Below are 18992 nucleotides of genomic sequence, written 5' to 3' on the forward strand. Positions count from 1 at the left end.
GGAGGCGTGCGCCGAACGTGTCGGGGCCGGTGATTAGACTCGACCCGGAACATCCCGTCTGCGTATCAGGAGCGTTCATGTCCTCCCTTCGTCCTCCGCTCGCCGGTCTGGCCGAGGCGGCTGGGGGTGACGCCGCGCTGCGGACGGTTGCCGACCTGGTCGGCAAGTCCGGGGTGGAACTGGTCGCGCCCTCGGCGGTGCGCCCGTTCGTCGCCGGGACGATCGCGGCCCAGCAGTCGCTGGTCGTTGTCACCGCGACCGGCCGCGAGGCCGACGACCTGACCGTCGAGCTGGCCGAGATGCTCGGTCCGTCGGTGGCGATGTTCCCGTCCTGGGAGACGCTGCCGCACGAACGGCTCTCGCCCGGCCCCGACACGGTGGGCCGCAGGCTCGAGGTACTGCGCAGGCTGGCCCACCCCGACGACCCGGTCTTTCCGGAGCCGCTGCGCGTCGTGGTGACCACGGTGCGCTCGCTGATGCAGCCGATGACGGCGGGTCTCGGCGATATCGAACCGATCGTGCTGCGCGTCGGCGCCGACTACGACTTCGACGCCCTGCTCGCCCGCCTGGTGGAATTCGCCTACACCCGGGTCGACATGGTCGGCAAGCGCGGCGAGTTCGCGGTGCGCGGCGGCATCCTCGACCTGTTCCCACCGACCGCGGATCACCCTGTGCGCGTGGAGTTCTGGGGCGACGAGGTCACCGAGCTGCGCCCGTTCTCGGTGGCCGATCAGCGCTCGCTGAGCGAGCACACCCTCGACACCATCGTCGCGCCGCCCTGTCGCGAACTGCTGCTCACCGAGCCGGTGCGCGAACGCGCCGCCGCCGTCGCCGCCGACAACGCGGCCGATGCCGCCCTGGTCGAGATGCTGGACAAGATCGCCGAGGGCATCCCGGTCGACGGCATGGAAGCCCTGCTTCCGGTGCTCGCGCCCGGCAAGCTGAGCCTGCTCACCGAGGCCCTGCCCGCAGGCACCCACCTGCTGCTGTGCGATCCGGAGAAGATCCGCACCCGCGCCGCCGATCTCGTGCGCACCGGTGAGGAATTCCTCGAAGCCTCGTGGACCGCCGCGTCTTTCGGAAGCGACGCGCCACTGGGCGCGCATGGCCTCGACCTGGCCGCCTCCGGCTACCGCAGCCTGCCCGAACTGCACACCAGCGCCGACGAACTCGGGTTGCCGTGGTGGACGCTGAGCCCGCTCAGCTCCGGCGATCCGGTGGAGGTGAACCTGCCTGTAATGGCCGGTCCTACCGCACGCGGGTCCGAGGAACTGGTCGCGACCATGTTCGCGTCGCTGCGCGCGCACGTGGCCACCGGCGGTCGCGCGGTCGTCGTGGTGACCGGACACGGTACGGCGCAACGCATTCTGGAACGCCTCGCCGACGCCGAGGTGCCGGCAGCGGCCCTGGCGGCGGGCGCGGTGCCGGAGCCGGGTGTGGTCGGTGTGCTGTGCGGTTCGCTGCACGACGGCCTGATCTTCGACGACGCGAGCCTGGTGGTCGTCGCCGAATCCGATCTGACAGGCAACCGGGTCACCGCCCCCACCGAGGGCAAGCGACTACCTGCCAAGCGCCGCAACCAGGTCGACCCGCTCGCGCTCACCGCGGGCGACATGGTCGTACACGACCAGCACGGCATCGGCCGCTTCGTGGAGATGATCGAGCGCACCATCGGCGGCGCCCGCCGCGAGTACCTCGTCATCGAGTACGCGCCGGGCAAGCGCGGCCAGCCCGGCGACCGGCTGTTCGTGCCGATGGAATCGCTCGACCAGCTCTCCCGCTACGTCGGCGGCGAACTGCCGAGCCTGTCCAAGCTCGGCGGTTCCGACTGGGCGAACACGAAACGCAAGGCACGCAAGGCCGTTCGCGAGATCGCGGGCGAGCTGGTGCAGCTCTACGCGGCCCGCCAGGCGGCGCCGGGTCACGCCTTCGCCCCGGATACACCGTGGCAGCAGGAGATGGAGGACGCGTTCGCGTTCACCGAGACCGTCGACCAGATGACGGCCATCACCGACGTCAAGGCCGACATGGAGAAGGCGGTCCCGATGGACCGCGTGGTGTGCGGCGACGTCGGCTACGGCAAGACCGAGATCGCCGTGCGCGCCGCGTTCAAGGCGGTCCAGGACGGCAAGCAGGTCGTCGTGCTGGTACCGACCACCCTGCTGGCCCAGCAGCACCTGCAGACCTTCACCGAGCGGGTCGCCGGTTTCCCGGTGACGGTGAAGGGCCTGTCGCGGTTCACCGACGCGGCCGAGTCCAAGGAGATCATGGCCGGGATGGCCGACGGCGCGGTCGACATCGTGGTCGGCACGCACCGGCTGTTGCAGACCGGCGTGCGCTGGAAGGACCTCGGCCTGGTCATCGTCGACGAGGAGCAGCGCTTCGGCGTCGAGCACAAGGAACACATCAAGGCCCTGCGCACCCACGTCGACGTGCTCACCATGTCGGCCACCCCGATCCCGCGCACCCTGGAGATGAGCCTGGCGGGCATCCGCGAGATGTCGACCATCCTCACCCCGCCCGAGGAACGGCACCCCGTCCTCACCTATGTCGGCGCCTACAACGACAAGCAGGTCACCGCCGCCATCCGCCGTGAGCTGATGCGCGACGGTCAGGTGTTCTACGTGCACAACCGGGTGTCCTCGATCGACAAGGCGGCCAAGAAGATTCGCGACCTGGTGCCCGAGGCACGCGTGGTCGTCGCGCACGGCCAGATGAACGAGGACCAGCTAGAGCGCACCGTGCAGGGTTTCTGGCAGCGCGAATACGACGTGCTGGTCTGCACCACGATCATCGAGACCGGCCTCGACATCTCCAACGCCAACACCCTCCTCGTGGAACGCGCGGACTCCCTCGGCCTGTCGCAGCTGCACCAGCTGCGCGGCCGCGTCGGCCGGTCCCGCGAGCGCGGCTACGCCTACTTCCTGTACCCGCCGGAGAAGCCGCTCACCGAGACCGCCTACGACCGCCTGGCCACCATCGCCCAGAACTCCGACCTCGGCGCGGGCATGGCCGTGGCGATGAAGGACCTCGAGATCCGCGGCGCGGGCAATGTGCTCGGCGCCGAGCAGTCCGGCCATGTGGCTGGCGTCGGCTTCGACCTGTACGTGCGCCTGGTCGGCGAGGCCGTCGAGGCGTATCGCGCGGCCGCCGACGGCAAGCCGATCGTCACCGAGGAGAACAAAGAGGTGCGCATCGACCTGCCGGTGGACGCGCACATCCCGCCCGACTACATCGCCAGCGACCGGCTGCGGCTCGAGGCCTACCGCAAACTCGCCGCCGCGCAGGACGATCCGGCGCTGGCCGCGGTCGTGGAGGAGCTCGTCGACCGGTACGGCCCGCTGCCCGTGGAGGTCGGCAGGCTGGTGTCGGTGGCCAAGCTGCGCCTGCTCGCCCGCGCCTACGACGTGTCCGAGATCGTGGTCACCGGAACGACACTCAAGATCGCGCCGCTGAATCTGCCCGATTCCAAACAGCTCCGGCTCAAGCGGCTCTACCCGAGCGCGACCTACCGCGCGGCCAGCGGCCTGGTGCAGTTGCCGCTGCCCCGGGTCACCGACAGCGTCGGCGCCGACCGGGTGCGCGATGTCACCGTGCTGCAGTTCGTCGCCGATCTGCTGCTCGCGCTGGACGGCAAACCGCAAGGCATGGTGGATCTTTCGGTGCCGACGGAAGCGACGCCGGTCTGATGGGCGGCGAGGCTACCCAGGAGGCGGCCGACACCGCCGTCGTCGCGGCCGGACTCGCCGGAGCGGTCGAGGTGATGGACCGGCTGTGGCATTTCGGCGGCTGGGAGACCACCCAGACCCACGACTCGCTGCGGCCCTACCTGCTCGAGGAGACCTACGAGCTGCTCGACGCCATCCAGGCGGGCGACTACGAGACCATCAAGGAAGAACTCGGCGACCTGCTGCTGCAGGTGCTGTTCCATTCCCGGATCGCCGAAGCCGCAGGCGAATTCACCGTCGACGAGGTGGCAGCGACGCTGGTCGGCAAGCTGGTCAACCGCAGCCCGCACCTGACCGCGGCCGACCTGCCGGCGGGCACCTCGGTGGCCGACAAGATCGCCGCCCAGGAAAAGGCGTGGGAGGAGCGCAAATCCGCGGAGAAGTCGCGCCGCTCCTGCCTCGACGGCATCGCCATGGCCCAGCCCGCGCTGGCGCTGGCCGAAAAGGTCCGCTCGCGCAGTTCCCTGGCGGGCCTGCCCGACGATCTGGTCCCCGGCACGCTGCGCGTAGTCGAGCTCGGTGGGCCGGATTCCGCCGAGGAACGCCTGCGTAAGGCCACCCTCGACTTCGCCACCGCCATCCGCGCCGCTGAGGACGCCGCGGAATCCGCACGTGGCGAACGTCTCTCGTTGACGGCGCAGGAATGGCGCGCCTACTGGCCGAAGTAGTTACCGGTCAGCTAATCGAAAAGTGCGCGCGGGTGACGGCTGAGACGTTGCTGAGATCTGCCGGACAATCCGGCGCGAGCCAGCGGGCATGTGGCACACCGCTTTAGACTCGGGGGTGCGCTCGCCGTTCGCGGCGGGCCACGTGGTGTCCGACGATCGTCGAGGTGAGGTAGATGGCAACAGAAGTCGATCCGGCCGAGCAGGATTACGCGACCGATCACCCTGAGCTCGACGTGTTGCCGGTGTGGCCGCAGGAGACGATCGCGGTGCTGGTCACGACCGATCCCGCGCCGCACGCGATTCCCGTCTCGTGGCCGGTGCGCGCGGGCGACCGGCGGATTCTCATCAGCCTCAAGTCCGATCGCGGTTCGCTGGCCCGGCTGCGGGCCCAGCCCGAGGTGGCGCTGCTGATCCTGGGCGGCGGCAATGTCGCGCTGTGCGCGCGCGGACGGGCGAAGGTGATCGCCGAGCAGATGCCTGCGGCGGACGACTACACCGCCGTGCAGCTCGATGTGGACGTGATCGACGACCATCGCCAGTCGGCCTTCGCGGTGGACCGTGGCATTCAGCGCACCGTGCTCGACGAGTCCGAACTGCGCGCACTGGAGGGCCGGGTCGAAACCCTGCGGACCTGGGCAGAGAAAGGAAACTGAAATGACTGTCACGCTCGCCAAGGGCGGCAATGTCTCGCTGTCGAAGCAGACCGACAACCTCACCAAGGTGGCGGTGGGTCTGGGCTGGGACGTGCGGACGACGACCGGCGCCGATCACGACCTCGACGCCAGCGCGCTGGCGACCGGCGCCAACCTGAAAGTGCTCTCCGACCAGCACTTCATCTTCTACAACAACCTGCGCTCGCCGGAAGGCACCATCGAGCACACCGGTGACAACCTGACCGGCGCGGGCGACGGCGACGACGAGGTGATCAACGTCGACCTGGCCGCCACCCCGCCGACGATCACCAACATCTTCTTCCCGGTGTCGATCCACGACGCCCAGGCCCGCGGCCAGTCCTTCGGCCAGATCCGCAACGCCTACATCCGCGTCACCGACGCCAACACCGGCGTCGAGCTGGCCCGCTACGACCTGTCCGAGGACGCCTCCACCGAGACCGCCATGGTCTTCGGCGAGCTGTACCGCCACAACAACGAGTGGAAGTTCCGCGCGATCGGCCAGGGCTACGCCTCCGGCCTGGCGGGCATCGCCCGCGACTACGGCGTGAATATCTGAGACGAACACGGCCCCGGCTCCACTCGGAACCGGGGCCGTGTTGTCAGCGCGATTGAGTGGCAGGCACCCGCAGGGGACGCGCGGTGCTCGCCTGGTCGAGCAGGGCGAAGTACTTGCGCAGCATGAGCGCCGCGGTGGTGGCCAGGCCTGCCGTGAGGCCCCACCACACGCCGGCCGCGCCCAGGCCGAGCGGGAACGCGAACAGCAGGGCCGCGGGGAGGCCGACGCCCCAGTAGCCGACCAGCGACAGCCGGAAGCCCGCCGAGGTCTCCTTGAGCCCGCGCAGCAGGCCGGTACCGATGTTCTGCGCGGCGTCGAAGAATTGCAGGACGATGCCGATGAGCAGCAGCGTGTGCGCGATGGCGATCGTGTCGGTGTCGCCGGAGTCGAGGAACGGCGCGAGCACCAGGTTCGGCGCGGCAACATAGACCACGCCGGTGACCGCGGCGACGATGCCCGCGTGCCGCAGCGCCACCCAGGCCAGGTTCTTGGCGTGGCTGTACTCGTCGCGCGACACGGCGTGGCTGACCAGGATCGACGCACCGTGCGAGATGCCGATCGCCACCTGGAACACGATGTAGATGATCTGGTAGACGACATTGTGCGCGGCCAGCGCGGCAGGCCCGAAGCTGCCCATCACCAGTGCCAGCACCGAGAACATGCCCGCTTCCGACCCGTAGGTCAGCGCGATGGGGGTGCCGAGGCGCAATTCCTCGCGCACGGTCGCCCAGCGCACCGGCCACGGCGTGGACGGCAGTGTCGGGCCGAGTCGCTCGTCGTGGCGCACCATCGCCCAGAACACCGCGAAGGTGATCAGGAAGACCAGCGAGGTCGCGATGCCGACGCCGGTCAGGCCGCTCGCCGGAATCCCGGCCCAGCCGTGGATGAAGGTCAGCGCGAGCACCAGGTTCAGCGCGACCGAACCGAGCGTCACCAGCAGCAGCGCCTGCGGTCGCTGCATGCCGACGGTGTACTGGCGCAGCACCTGGAACCACAGACACGGCAGCAGGCCGGGCGCCAGCGCGATCATCATCGGCCTGGCGAGGGCGAGCACGCCCTCGTCCTGGCCCAGCCACGACAGCGCCCAGCCGAGCCCGATCAGCAGGGCCCCACCGAGCAGACCCGCGATGGTGGCGATGACGAACGCCGCGCGCACCACGCCGCGCACCTCGTCGTCGGCCGAGTCGCCGCGCTTCCCCGCCGCGCCGAGCGCCCCGGCGATCTGATTGCCGGTGCCGGTGATCAACCCGACGCACATGGTGCGGATCTGGTTGAACAGCACCAGCGCCAGGCCACCGGCGGCGACCTCGGCCACCCCGAGCGTGCCCATCAGCGCGAGGTTGGTGGTCGAGACCGCGATCTGCGCCAGCTGCGTCAACGCGATCGGCGTCGCCAGCCTGGCCAGTGCGCCGCTGTCCGCCCGCGTGCCGATCACCCGCCCGCTCCGGGACGGTTCCACAGGTGGCGCCCCTGGGCGCCGACCCGCAGGCTCCGGGTCGCCCCGGGGCGGCTGCTCGTGTGGCGCGCGATCGCGCTCACCTGACCTCCAGCAGTTCGTCGTGGCGCCGCAGCGGCGAGTAGCGGCGCAGCAGCGTGGTGATCTCGCATTCGGCGGCGGGGTCGAGCAGGTCGCGCGCGGCCATCCAGTCGTCGTCGAACACGGTGTCGAGGTACTTCTCGCCACCGTCGCACACGATGGTGACCACGGTCGACCCGGCCGGGAATTCCTCGAGCCGCGCCAAGGCATTGTGCACCGAACCGCCCGCCGAACCGCCGATCAGCAGACCGTGTGTCCTGGCGACGGCGCGCGCGGTGGCGAAGGCGTCGACATCGCCGACCTTCACGCCCTCGTCGAGCTGGGAGTAGTCGACGGCGGTGCCGATGGTCGCGCCGGGCGGGGTCCCGGTGCCCGACTGCCAGTACGGGCCGCCCTCGCCGCCGAAGGCGATGGAACCGACCGGCTCGACGCCGATCACCCGGGCGGGCAGGCCGAGCTCGCGCAGCCGGGTGGCCGTGCCGAACAGCGAGCCGCCGGTGCCGACCGCCGAGAGCAGGATGTCGACCCGCTCGACCTCGGCCAGCAATTCCTCGGCCACCGCGTAGTAGCCGACGGCATTGGCGTCGTTGTTGTGCTGTTCGGTGAAGTAGGCGTCGTCGCGGGCGGCCGCCATCGCCTCGGCGAGGTCCTCTCGTGCCGAGGTGGCCAGCTCGTCGTCACCGTCGTCGGCGACGAACACCAGGTCGGTGCCCATGGCCCGCATCGCGCGCAGTTTGTCCTTACATGCGTGGTTGTCGACCACGGCGGTGAATCGATAGCCACGTTCGGCCGCGACCACCGCCAAGCCGAGCCCGGTGTTGCCGGACGTCGACTCGATGATATGCCCGCCATCGCGCAGCAAACCTCGCCGCTCCGCGTCGAGCACCATCGACCTGGCCATTCTGATCTTGGCGGCGCCGGTCGGATTGAACTGTTCGAGCTTGAGCAGCAGCCGGGTACCGGAGTCGGTGACGGCGAGTTCGAACAGGGGAGTGCGGCCGATCAGATCCGTCACGCGCGTGACGAGAGCCATGGGAAATTCCTCCATCGGATTGGGAGCTCGGGTGGATCAGCGGGCGTCCATACTCCAGCGCAACCGGTCGCCTGCCTCGCGCACCACGACCTTGGGCGGGAGCGGGAGTTCGTGGAACGGGGACTCGTTGGAGTCCATCTGATACCCGGCGGTGTTCGGGTAGATCAGCAGATCGCCGACGCGGGCGCGACGCGGCAGCGGGATCCGCCGCCTGCTCAGCAGGTCGGACTCCAGGCAGGTGGTGGCGCCGACACAGGTGGGGGTGCGATGGCCGGATCGTGGCGGCCACAGCACGGGATCGGGCAGGTATTCGCTGGCGAACCACTGCTCGGACAGGCTCAGGCTGGTGCCGTCGACGGTGAGGATGTCGTACGGTTCGCTCTGTGCGGTACGGGTTTTCACGCCTTGGACGCGGAACACGGAACTACCCGCCCGGTCCAGTAGCGCCCGGCCCGGCTCGACCGCGAGACGGATCCCGTTGTCGCGCACCAGTCCTGCCAGATCGTTGTGGATGAGGATCGCGGTCAGCATGTCCGCGCCCGGGGCCGGGAAGTGATACGGGTAGTAGCCACCGGTGGGCTGGTCGGCATGGAACCAGCTTTCGCTCAGGTTGTCCTGGAACCGCGCCCACGCGTCGGCATCGAGGTAGTTCACCCCGAACCCGCCGCCGATCGAGATCGTGTCGGCCGGGTGACCGTCCGCCCGTGCCCGCAGACAGTGCCCGACCAGTGCGACAGCCTGCTCGGCACGGGCCATGGCGTCATAGCCGGACAAATGAAAGCTGAAGCCGGACAGCGTGATCGGGCCTTCGACGGCCACCGCCTGCACGGCCTGTTCCAACTCGACGGGGTCTAGACCGAAACGGCTGGTCGAGCCGCCGGGCAGCACCCGCAGCAGGATGCGGGCAGGTACCCCGAGTTCGGTGAGCCGATCGAGCTCGTCGAGCGCGTCGATCGCGATCAGCGCCCGGTGCCGCGCCGCCAGCCACAACAGCTCGTCGGACTTCGCGGGCCCGGTCACCATCAGATCCTCGCCGCGCACTCCCTGCGCCAGCGCCGCGACCAGCTCACCGATACTGGCGACATCGATGCCGGCGCCGTTCTCGGCACAGGCCCTGGCCACGCACGCCGCCTTGTTCGCCTTCTTCCCGAAGTACACGAACCCGTCGACTCCGGCGTCGGTGAACGCGGCATGGAAGGCGTTGATGTTCATCGCGACCCGGTCGGGAAACATCACGTGGAAGGGTCCGCCGACAACCTCCGCGATATCGCCGAGCAGCCGCGGAGCCTCGAGCAGCCGGTGTTCCACCACGCCGATCCGAGCGGGCATCGGCGGCGCACAGTGCGCCGGCCGATCATGACCCGGCTGCGGCTCACCCGCCCGACGCAGGACGGCGGCGTCGGCGGACGAACCACCGACGCCGCCACCGGAACCGGCGTCCGTCAGTCCCACAACGGCACCTCGGTACCCCGTCCCTCGGCGATGGCACGGGCCGCCAGCGCGTGCGCGACCGCGATATCGGTGAGCACCAGCCCACTGTTGTAGACGAAGATCTTCTCATCCTCGCTGCGCCGTGCGGGTGTGCTGCGGGTGAGGATCTGCGGCAGTTCGGCATCGACGCTGCGCAGCGTCCCGTCCGGCCCGGCCATATCGGTGCCGGTCAGCGCCATCTGCGCGGCGCTGGTGGCGACCACCCGGTCGGCCTCGACCAGGGTCGACGGCGCGAGCCCGTAACCGACCAGCACCGCCACCGAACCCGGTGCGAGATGGGCGGATTCGAGGGCGACCTCGGTGCCGGGCCCCGCGGTCGCCAGCACCACGTCGGCGGTGGCGGCCGCCGCGTACGGATCGTCGACCACCTCGAGCAGCGCGTGCGGCGCCGCGTCGGCGAGATGGGTGTGTACCGCGGCCAAACCCTCCGGATGGGTGCCGAACACCATCAGCTTGCGCAGCTGCGGATTCACCGCCAGCAGGTGCGGCAGGGCGTTGCGGCCCTGGGTGCCGGTGCCGATGAGCAGCGCGCTCTCCGCACCCCGTCGCACGGTCTCGCGCACCAGCAGTGCCGACACCGCGGGCGTGCGTAAGGCGCCGACCCGCGCGCAGTCCATCATCGCGATGGGCGCGCCGGTGGTGTCGTCGTAGAGGGTGATGGTGGTGTAGTACCGCTTGGTGCTGCGGTCGTGGCCGGGATCGAACTTGTAGGAGGTCTTCATGGCAACCACCCGGCGCCTGCCGTCGCGGCCGAGCATCGCGTAGGACACCGAGGAACCGCCGGGATCGGCGACGCTCAGCTTGCGCGGGTTGTCGGATTCGCCTGCCGCGAAGGCGAGATACGCCTCCTCGACGGCCCTGACCACCTCCGCCGGGGTGATCGGCACGTCGGCCAGGTCGCTGCGCGAGAGCACCCGCAGCGGGATGCTCCGGTCACGGTTGTTCAACGGATCCTCGTTCATCTGTCCTGCCCCGCTCTGCTGTCCGATCAGTGCTCGCCCGGAACGGCGCGACCACCTGTTGCCCATACCCATTCTCGGACGACTCCTGCGGGCGCCTGCGACGTTCGGGCAACCGGACATTGACGCGTTTGAGCCAGCGATCGGTGCCGTCGTAGCGGGCGCGGAACGGCACCCGGCCGTGGACGGCGACGTCGTTGTCCACCAGCAGGACCTCTCCCGGAGCCAGCGCGGGCGCGTGGCAGACCCGGGCGAGCTCGGCGGTGAGGCGGGCATAGGCCGCTCTGAATACCGGGTCGGCATCGTCGAGCGGGGTATAGGCGGGATCGTAACGCAGTGTGGGACTACCTGTTTCGTCGAACCAGATGGTCGGCAGCGCGGGTGCGGGCTGATCGAAATCGGTGCCGTAGGACACGTCGGGCAGGATCGGCACCGTCGGCACGGCGAGCGCGCGCAGATCCTCCTCGGGCAACCGCACCTGACCCACCGACGACACCGTGGTCGCGACCCGGTCGGGATTGCGCAGGCAGGTCAGCATCAGCAGGTTCGCCCGCGCGGCGTGGAAGGCGTCCTCGCTGTGCGGGCTGAGCAAGGTGGAGCTGCTCGCGCCGGACTGCTCGTCCTCGTGGCCGACGGCGGGCAGGATGTTGTTGACCAGCCTGCCGTTCTGCTGGCCCTGCCACCCGAACGGCTCGCCCGCGCACCGTGCCAGCAGCAGCAGCGCGATGTCGAGTTCGAGCGAGCCGGTGTGCCGTGGGTCGGCCGCCGCGGTGGCCGCGGCCTGCCAGTGCGGCGGGGTCGGGCCGAATTCGGCGTCGTCGACGCACAGGCCCCGCACGACGGTGGCGCCCGCCGCGGTGGCGGGCGGTCGCACGGCGTGGCGGACGGCGTCGGGGAGTTCGGCGGCGCGGTCGCGCACCTGGGCCAGCAGCACGGGGTCGTGCAAGGTCTCGGTGTGGGGTGCGTCACCTAATCGGTGTCGGATGTCGGTCGCGAGCGCGCGGACGGCCGTGGCGGCGTCGGGCGGTAGCTCGCGATGTTCGATGTCGTGCAGGTGAAGTGTCATACGTTCGGACAGAACGCTTTTCACCGGCCTTCCCTTCTTCGCATCGGTCGAACACGGGTGATCGGAGACTCGATGAGCGAAGGTAGTGCTTGTTTTCTAATTAGGCAAGACTTACCTAAGATATCAGCTGAGAAATAGCTAATTCATATAACACGGTGTTTTACCCGAAGTGTCCGAAGGGGCGACATTCGGGGGGTGTCCAGCCCGGCTGCGGTTCGGCGACGGTCGCGAGGATCCCCACCACTCGGCCCGCACTTTAGGCTAGCCTCGCCTAGTTTGCGACGCCAGGAAAAGTGGTGCGGCGCACGCGGTTAGAGGGAGGCAACACGATGGGTTTCACACGCAGGCAACTCCTGCAATCCGGGCTCGGCGTCACCGCACTACTGCTGGCGGCCGCGTGCACGAGCGACGAGGGGGCCGACGGGCCCGCGAAGAAGGGCGGCACGCTGCGCGTCGGCGCGCTCGGCACCACCGCCCGGATCGAGCGCGATCCGCACGCCAATCTCAGCAACGACAGCGACTTCCTGATCGCCTCGCTCGTCTACGACGCGCTCACCGTCCCCGGCGCCGACCCGACCGTCGCGCCGCGACTGGCCTCGCGCTGGGAGCCCTCCGCCGACAACCGCCGCTGGACATTCACCATCGCCGACGGCGCGAAGTTCCACAACGGCGCACCGGTCACCGCCGAGGACGTGGTGTGGTCGATGCGCCGCCTGCGCTCGGTCGGCGGCGCGTCGAAGATGCCGGTGGCCGAGAGCGATATCGCCGCCGACGGCCCGAACCGCGTCGTGTTCACCCTGTCCGCGCCCAATACCCAACTGCCACTGCTGCTTCGGCTCATGACCTTCACCGTTCCGCAGGGCACCACCGACTTCGCCGCCGCGATCGGCACCGGCCCCTTCCGGCTCGAGTCCTATCAGGGCGGCAATGCCAGGCTGGTCCGCAACGAGCAATGGCACGGCACCCCGCCGCTGCTCGACGCGATCGAGGTGACCATGTTCGACAGCGTCACCGCGCTCGGCAATGCCGCGCTCGGCGGCCAGATCGACCTCGCCTCCAATGTCGGCGCGATCGCCGGACGCACCGCGACGGGCCGTGGCGACCTGCAGGTGGTCCGGCGCGCGAACGACACCATGCTCGGCGTGGCGATGCGCGTCGCCGACGGCCCGTTCGCCGACGCGCGGGTGCGCACCGCGCTGCGTCTCGGCGTCGACCGGACCGCGCTGGTCAACCAGGTGCACTCCGGCTACGGCACCACCGCCGCCGACATCCTCGGCACCGCCGACCCGCGCTACGACACCGCGCTCGCGCGTCGTGACCGCGACATCGAGCGCGCCAAAACCCTGCTGCGCGAGGCGAATTTCGATACCGGCCGCAGCTATCCGTTCGTGACGAAGGCCGAGGTGCCCGGCGAGGTGGAATCGGCGAAGGTGATCGCCACCCAGCTCGCCGAGATCGGCGTCCGCTTGGATGTACAGGCGGTCGAACCCACGTCCTTCTACGACCAGACCTGGCTGAACGCACCGCTCTACACGGTGTCGTGGGGTACCAACGATTCGGTGCTCTTCTTCGCCGACAAGCTGATGACCTCGGGTACCAACCGCAACGAAACCGCCTTCCGTGACCCGGAGTTCGACGCGGCCACCGCCAAGGCGCTCGCCGCCTCTGGTGACGATTACGCCAAGGCGGTCCGCGACATCCAGCGCATCGAGTTCGAGCGTGGCGGTTATCTGGTGTGGGGCATGGCCGACGGCATCGACATCGCCGCCGCGCCGGTGCGAGGTCTGCCGACCCTCGGCGGCTTCGCCCGCGTCCAGCTGGAACGTGCCTGGCTGGCGTGATCGCCGTGAAAACCTTCGCCCTGCCACTGCTTCGGCGGATCGCGCTGCTGCTGGCCTTGCTGGCCATCGTCTTCGTGGCGGTGGACCTGCTGCCCGGCAGCGCGGCCCGCTCGGCGCTGGGCAGGGATGCCGGACAGGCCGAGCTCGCCGCGAAGGAACACGAGCTCGGCCTCGACCGCGCAGTGCCGGTGCAGTTCTGGCACTGGCTCTCCGGCGTGCTGACCGGTGACTTCGGGCAGACCGCGCGCGGCAACTCGATCGGTGCGCTGCTCGCCGACAAGTTTCCGCAGACCTTGCTGCTCGGCGGGATCGCGCTACTGCTCACCGTCGCGACCTCGCTCGTGCTCGGCTGCTGGTGGGCGGTGCGGCCGACCGCCCTTGGCGCGCGCTTCCTGCAGCCGGCCAGCACGGTCGCGGTCGCGGTTCCCGAATTCGTCTGCGGGACACTCCTGATCCTGGTGTTCTCGTTGGCCACGGGTTTGCTGCCCGCGGTCACCATCACCGACCGCTCCGGTTTCCCCGCGGGCCCGGAGATGCTGATCCTGCCGGTGCTCGCCCTGGCGATACCGCAGATCGGCTGGAACGCTCGGGTGGTGCGCTCGGCACTGCACGATGTGGCCACCGCGCCGCACGTAGAGAGTGCAGTGCTGGAGGGACTTCCGGCCCGCACCGTCTTGGTGCGGCACATGCTGCCCTTCGCCGCGCCGACCATCGTCGCCGGCTACGCCACCTCCGTCGGCATGCTCTTCGGCGGCGCGCTGGTCGTGGAAACCCTGTTCAACTACCCGGGAGTCGGTGCGGTGCTGGCCGGATCGGTCGCCGACCGCGACACCGCGACGGTCGCCGCGGTCGTCGCACTCACCGCCATCCTCATCATGGCCCTGCTCGCGGCGGCCGACTTCGTCCGGAACTGGGCATCGGGAGGTGCGCGATGAACGCCCGGGCGTGGTGGTGGCGGTGGTCGGCGGCGGCTGGGGTGGGGCTGGTCGCGCTCGTCGCGGTGGTGGGGCCGTTACTCGCGCCCTATCCCGCCGAGCGGGCGGTCGGGATGCCGTTCGGGCCGCCCGGTGGGGGAGCGGTGCTCGGGACCGATCGGCTCGGCCGGGATGTGCTGAGTCATCTGCTCGCCGGCGGTACCCAGCTGCTGGTGGTGTCGGCGGTGATCGCGGTGGCGGTGACCGTGTTGTCGGCGGTGCTCGGTGCGGTGGCGGCGGTCCGCCCGCGTGCGGGTTCGGTGATCGAACTCGGTGGCGATCTGGTGATCCTGTTGCCCGCGGTGCTCGGCATCCTGCTTGTCCTCACCGCATGGCCGCAGGGCGGGGTGTTCGCGCTGATCACGGTGTCGCTGCTGTTCGGTGTGCCCTATTGCGCCAGGATCTTCGCGGCCGCCGCGTCGAGCATCGCGACCAGCGGCTATGTCGAAGCGGCGATCGCCAGCGGAGAGTCCCTGTCCCATGTGGTCTTCCGGGAGATTCTGCCGAACCTGCGGTCGGTCTTCACCACCCAGCTAGGCCTGCGGTTCGTCGTCGCCGTCTACCTCGTCAGTACCGTCTCCTTCCTCGGCGTGCCCGCTCTCGATGACAACAATTGGGCGAATATGGTGCGCGACAATGCCTCCGGCCTACTGCTCAACCCGTGGGCGGTGCTGGCTCCGAGCGCGGCTATCGCGATCGTCGCGGTCGGGGTGAACCTGGTGGTCACCGGTGGTGTCGCGAAGAGCAGGCCCACGGTGGGTGAATCCACCGGCAGGACTATCGATCAGACGAGCACTGATCCCCTCGCGTCGGACCAGGTGACGGCTGGCGGTGGGATATCGGTGGTCGATGCCGGCGACGCCGCCGTCGTCGATGGGTTGACCGTGGTCGCCGAATCCGGTGCGGTGCTGTTGGCGCCGCTGTCCTTCCGGTTGAAGGCAGGCACGGTCACAGCGCTGACCGGTCCGTCGGGTGCGGGTAAGTCGACCGCGATGCGGGCGCTGCTCGGCCATCTTCCCGCAGGCGCCAGATATGAAGGCGCGGTGCTGGTCGCGGGGCACGAGGTGTTCGCGCTGGATTCCGGCGCGCTGCGGACCTTCCGGCGCACCCGGATCGCCTACGTCGGCCAGGACCCCGGCTCCGAACTGAATCCGCTGCTCCGGGTGCGCGCGCTGCTCGCCGAAGCCGCGCCGGCCGCCTCCGCCGCCGACCGCCGCGCCACCCTCGAACTGGTCGGCCTCGACGCCACCCACCTGCGCCGCCGCTGCGGCCGCCTCTCCGGCGGCCAGCAACGCCGCGTCGCCCTCGCCCGCGCCTTCCTCCGCCGCCCCGAGGTACTCGTCCTCGACGAGCCGCTCGCGGGCCTGCACGGCGCCCTGCGCACCGACATCGCCCGCCTCATCGCCGACCTCGCCGTCCGCGAGTCGACCGCGGTCCTCCTCTCCGGTCACGACACCACCACGGTCCATGCCATCGCGGACACGGTGGTCGAGGTCCACCCGCCCGGCGGTATGCCGGTCATCGACGAGGCGGGGGCCGCCGGGCCGGAGACCGCTCTCCCGTCCACAGGCAAGGATTCGACCCCAGGTCGATTCGACAAGGTCGGCGTTGGCGGCGTGGATGGAGCTGCCGGTCCCGACAGTGTGACGGTGTCGCGGGGGAACGGAGCCGACGGCGCGACTGCCTTGCGCGTCAACGGGATCAGCGCGGTCGCCGACGGCCACGAGATCCTTGTCGACATCGATTTCACGGTGCGCGCGGGTGAAGCGCTGGCCGTGGTCGGCCCGTCCGGCGCGGGGAAGACGACCCTTGCGCGGGTGATCGCGGGTCTGCACAACACCGCCTCTGGTTCGCTCGACTTGCGGGGCGCTCGTATCCCGATCGGCCGTCGGCGCCGAATCACGGCCGGTGTCAACGGCATCCAGCTGGTCACCCAGAACCCTCTCGCGGCACTGAATCCCCGCCGCACCGTCGAGCAGACCCTCGCGCGCCCGCTCCGCCGCATCGCCCGGGTACCGAAGACCGACGTGCGGGCGCACGTCGAATCCCTGCTCACCGCGGTCGAACTCCCCGCCGACCTCGCGACCCGCCATCCCCGCGAACTGTCCGGCGGCCAACGCCAGCGCGTCGCCCTGGCCAGAGCCCTCGCCGCCGACCCCGCCGTCCTGATCTGCGACGAGATCACCACTGCCCTCGACACCGGCACCGCCGCCGCGATCATGACCCTGCTCGACCACCTCCGCAACGACCGCGGCACCACCGTCCTGCTGATCAGCCACGACATGGCCCTGGTCACCAGGCACTGCACCCAGCTCCTCGTGCTGGATCACGGTCGCGTAGTCGAATCAGGCTGTCCGGCAATGGTTCTCGCCGCGCCGACTCATCAGGCGACAGCGGATCTGATGGGCTGACGACCCGGCCGGAGACCCGGGAAACCTCCTCTACGGATATCCGTAACGGATGGCGCGACACCCCCGATGTCATCGGGTTGTCCCCCCACTGTTTTCAGGAGATCTACCCCGATGGCGCACCCGTCACCGCAGCAGCCTGCCGCCCAGTGGAGGCCGGTCGAGTTCCCGACTCCGGTGCCTCCTGAACCGCTGACAGAACCCACCCGGTCGGCCCGCAAGCGCCTCCTCCCTTGGCTCCTCGTCGCCCTGGCGACGATCGTCGCGGTGGCGGGCGGGGTGACCGTCTACGCGCTCACCCGCCCCGAACCGCCGACGATGGCGGTGGGCGACTGCGTGAGCAACAGCCCGCAGCCGATCGAATACGGTTGCACCGCACCGACTGCCATGTACAAGATCGTCGGCAGGGAGCCGATCCAGTGGCCGCTCGAGCTGGCCTGCCTGAAGTACCCCGATGCCACCCGCGCTGTTGCCGAGCCCAGCGCCCCGGGAACCGCCGCGACGACCGCCCTGTGTCTTGCCCCGACCGCGAACAACCCGGTCGACCCAGGCGGTCTCGTCGCCGGTGACTGCATCGATGTCAAGAAGGCGGGTGAGACCATCGAACGGCTGCCGTGCGGCACCTCGCGCGCGAGCCTCGACGTGATCGCGATCGAACTGCACACGAAGGTCCCGGTCACCGACAATGCCTGCAGGGCATACCAGGACACGCGCATGGCCTTCGCGCAGACCTCGCTCGGCGGCCGCGCCGTCGTCGTGTGCACGAAGCCGAACGGGTTCGCCACGACGGCCTCGGCGGCACAGGTCGGCGACTGCTACTCCGAGCAGCCGATGGCGAAAGTCGCGTGCGACGGTGCCGGCGCGTCGTCGCGGGTGCTGTCCGTGCGGACCCAGTACGTGGCGCCCGCGAAGCCGGAATGCCTCGGCGTCACCAACACCACCTCGGTGTCGGTCACCAGTAACGAGAAGACCGATCTGATCGTCGTCGTCTGCCTCGGCCCGGTCAGCCCCGCGCAACTCGGCTACGCGAAACCTGGTGACTGCGTTACCGGTTTCGCCACCTCGAGTGACATGCCCACCCTGGTCGACTGCGCCGCACCGACCGCCGACGGCCAGGTGACCTCGGTATACGACTCCGACGGCGTGGCATGTTCACCCGGCGAGGCACGGATGACGCGCAAGCAATCGATGAGCGAGGGCACGACGATCTGCCTCGGCCCACTCTGAGAAGTCGCTGTGAGAGGTGCCGTCGGTGCCACAGACCTGGATGATGGGTTGAGTGTCTGTGCAGAAAGTCGGCGTCCTCGCCGCCGTGGCGATGACCGCGCTGCTCGCGGGGTGTAGTTCGCTCGCGTCGATCCCCGGCGACATGCCGCCGGGTCCGGGTGCCGCGTTACCCGCGATCGATGTGGACGCGCCGGGTCGCGCGGCCGAGCAGTTACGCGGCTGGGCCGACGAGCAGTCGGGGGCGGTCGGCATCGAACCGGTCGCGCTGGAGGCCTACGGCTACGCGGCGGCGGTGCTCGCGCGGTCCAAGCCCGAATGCGGGATCGCCTGGACCACGCTGGCCGGGATCGCGAGTGTGGAGAGCGGACACGGCACCCATCGCGGCGCCGGCGTCGACGCCGACGGGACGGTGCGCCCTGCGATCATCGGCGTCGCCCTCGACGGCACCAAGGGCAATGCCGACATCCGCGACACCGACGGCGGCAGCCTCGACGGTGACACCACCTACGACCGCGCGGTCGGGCCGTTGCAGTTCATCCCGGAGACCTGGCGCCGCTGGGCGGTCGACGCCAACGGCGACGGCGTGCTCGACCCGCAGAACATCGACGACGCCGCCCTCACCGCCGCCCGGTATCTGTGCATCCGCGGCGGCGACCTGACCTCGGCCGACGGCTGGCAGCGCGCCCTGTTCGCCTACAACCAGTCGAACAAGTACATGCGGGTCGTGCGGGACAGGGCGGCCACCTACAGCATCGGCCGCCGCGTGTAGTCGGCTCCGGCCCGGAGTGCCGGTTACTCGACGTCACGTCGAGGCGATAGGCTCGCACCCG

At 69.8% G+C, this 18992-nt stretch carries 14 protein-coding genes; 9 read left to right on the forward strand and 5 right to left on the reverse strand.

From position 1 onward, the window contains the following. Positions 1–77 precede the first annotated feature (77 nt). The 4 genes from mfd (at position 78) to ACFWF2_RS05300 (ending at position 5626) form a co-directional block, all read left to right on the forward strand. Positions 78–3689 (forward strand): transcription-repair coupling factor, encoded by a 3612-nt coding sequence (mfd, locus tag ACFWF2_RS05285; protein WP_379304817.1) that lies wholly within the window; start codon positions 78–80, stop codon positions 3687–3689. Further along, a complete protein-coding gene (locus tag ACFWF2_RS05290; protein ID WP_379304819.1) occupies positions 3689–4396 on the forward strand; it encodes a MazG family protein in 708 nt (235 codons plus the stop codon). The genes mfd and ACFWF2_RS05290 overlap by 1 nt, the downstream gene beginning before the upstream one ends. A gap of 173 nt (positions 4397–4569) precedes the next feature. Continuing rightward, positions 4570–5049, forward strand: coding sequence for a hypothetical protein (locus ACFWF2_RS05295; protein WP_379304821.1), 480 nt, complete (start codon positions 4570–4572; stop codon positions 5047–5049). Position 5050: 1 nt separating this feature from the next. Continuing rightward, positions 5051–5626, forward strand: a complete 576-nt coding sequence (locus ACFWF2_RS05300; RefSeq protein ID WP_189026033.1) for a TerD family protein — start codon at positions 5051–5053, stop codon at positions 5624–5626. 43 nt (positions 5627–5669) lie between these two features. Here the strand turns inward: ACFWF2_RS05300 and ACFWF2_RS05305 are convergent, their stop codons facing one another. The 5 genes from ACFWF2_RS05305 to ACFWF2_RS05325 form a co-directional block, all read right to left on the reverse strand. Next, on the reverse strand, positions 5670–7058 hold the full coding sequence (locus ACFWF2_RS05305) for an MATE family efflux transporter (protein ID WP_379304964.1): 1389 nt from the start codon (positions 7056–7058) through the stop codon (positions 5670–5672). Positions 7059–7161: 103 nt separating this feature from the next. Beyond that, positions 7162–8196 (reverse strand): PLP-dependent cysteine synthase family protein, encoded by a 1035-nt coding sequence (locus ACFWF2_RS05310; protein ID WP_379304823.1) that lies wholly within the window; start codon positions 8194–8196, stop codon positions 7162–7164. Between the two features lie 36 nt (positions 8197–8232). Then, positions 8233–9648, reverse strand: coding sequence for an alanine racemase (locus tag ACFWF2_RS05315; protein WP_379304825.1), 1416 nt, complete (start codon positions 9646–9648; stop codon positions 8233–8235). Continuing rightward, positions 9639–10649, reverse strand: a complete 1011-nt coding sequence (locus ACFWF2_RS05320; protein WP_379304827.1) for an ornithine cyclodeaminase family protein — start codon at positions 10647–10649, stop codon at positions 9639–9641. The genes ACFWF2_RS05315 and ACFWF2_RS05320 overlap by 10 nt, the downstream gene beginning before the upstream one ends. Continuing rightward, positions 10621–11712, reverse strand: a complete 1092-nt coding sequence (locus ACFWF2_RS05325) for a TauD/TfdA family dioxygenase (RefSeq protein ID WP_379304829.1) — start codon at positions 11710–11712, stop codon at positions 10621–10623. The genes ACFWF2_RS05320 and ACFWF2_RS05325 overlap by 29 nt, the downstream gene beginning before the upstream one ends. Before the next feature lie 329 nt (positions 11713–12041). Here ACFWF2_RS05325 and ACFWF2_RS05330 point away from each other — a divergent pair, with 329 nt between their 5' ends. The 5 genes from ACFWF2_RS05330 (at position 12042) to ACFWF2_RS05350 (ending at position 18931) form a co-directional block, all read left to right on the forward strand. After that, on the forward strand, positions 12042–13553 hold the full coding sequence (locus tag ACFWF2_RS05330; RefSeq protein WP_379304831.1) for an ABC transporter substrate-binding protein: 1512 nt from the start codon (positions 12042–12044) through the stop codon (positions 13551–13553). Further along, entirely contained in the window at positions 13550–14488 is a 939-nt protein-coding gene (locus tag ACFWF2_RS05335; protein ID WP_379304832.1) for an ABC transporter permease, read from the forward strand. Before ACFWF2_RS05330 ends, ACFWF2_RS05335 begins: the two co-directional genes overlap by 4 nt. After that, positions 14485–16938, forward strand: coding sequence for an ATP-binding cassette domain-containing protein (locus ACFWF2_RS05340; protein WP_379304834.1), 2454 nt, complete (start codon positions 14485–14487; stop codon positions 16936–16938). Before ACFWF2_RS05335 ends, ACFWF2_RS05340 begins: the two co-directional genes overlap by 4 nt. 111 nt (positions 16939–17049) lie before the next feature. Next, positions 17050–18162, forward strand: a complete 1113-nt coding sequence (locus tag ACFWF2_RS05345; RefSeq protein WP_379304836.1) for a hypothetical protein — start codon at positions 17050–17052, stop codon at positions 18160–18162. Positions 18163–18253: 91 nt separating this feature from the next. Continuing rightward, positions 18254–18931 (forward strand): lytic transglycosylase domain-containing protein, encoded by a 678-nt coding sequence (locus ACFWF2_RS05350; RefSeq protein WP_379304966.1) that lies wholly within the window; start codon positions 18254–18256, stop codon positions 18929–18931. Positions 18932–18992 lie beyond the last annotated feature (61 nt).

It is taken from the genome of Nocardia sp. NPDC060259, from assembly GCF_042728775.1.
In the GTDB taxonomy this organism is placed as follows: Bacteria; Actinomycetota; Actinomycetes; order Mycobacteriales; family Mycobacteriaceae; genus Nocardia.

Bases quoted from the DNA above. Each gene is read 5' to 3' on its own strand.
- ACFWF2_RS05350 (WP_379304966.1), top strand. From the start codon at position 18,254: ATGACCGCGCTGCTCGCGGGGTGTAGTTCGCTCGCGTCGATCCCCGGC.
- ACFWF2_RS05300 (WP_189026033.1), top strand. From the start codon at position 5,051: ATGACTGTCACGCTCGCCAAGGGCGGCAATGTCTCGCTGTCGAAGCAG.
- mfd (WP_379304817.1), top strand. From the start codon at position 78: ATGTCCTCCCTTCGTCCTCCGCTCGCCGGTCTGGCCGAGGCGGCTGGG.
- ACFWF2_RS05295 (WP_379304821.1), top strand. From the start codon at position 4,570: ATGGCAACAGAAGTCGATCCGGCCGAGCAGGATTACGCGACCGATCAC.
- ACFWF2_RS05290 (WP_379304819.1), top strand. From the start codon at position 3,689: ATGGGCGGCGAGGCTACCCAGGAGGCGGCCGACACCGCCGTCGTCGCG.
- ACFWF2_RS05325 (WP_379304829.1), bottom strand. From the start codon at position 11,712: ATGACACTTCACCTGCACGACATCGAACATCGCGAGCTACCGCCCGAC.
- ACFWF2_RS05340 (WP_379304834.1), top strand. From the start codon at position 14,485: ATGAACGCCCGGGCGTGGTGGTGGCGGTGGTCGGCGGCGGCTGGGGTG.
- ACFWF2_RS05330 (WP_379304831.1), top strand. From the start codon at position 12,042: ATGGGTTTCACACGCAGGCAACTCCTGCAATCCGGGCTCGGCGTCACC.
- ACFWF2_RS05310 (WP_379304823.1), bottom strand. From the start codon at position 8,196: ATGGCTCTCGTCACGCGCGTGACGGATCTGATCGGCCGCACTCCCCTG.
- ACFWF2_RS05345 (WP_379304836.1), top strand. From the start codon at position 17,050: ATGGCGCACCCGTCACCGCAGCAGCCTGCCGCCCAGTGGAGGCCGGTC.
- ACFWF2_RS05320 (WP_379304827.1), bottom strand. From the start codon at position 10,649: ATGAACGAGGATCCGTTGAACAACCGTGACCGGAGCATCCCGCTGCGG.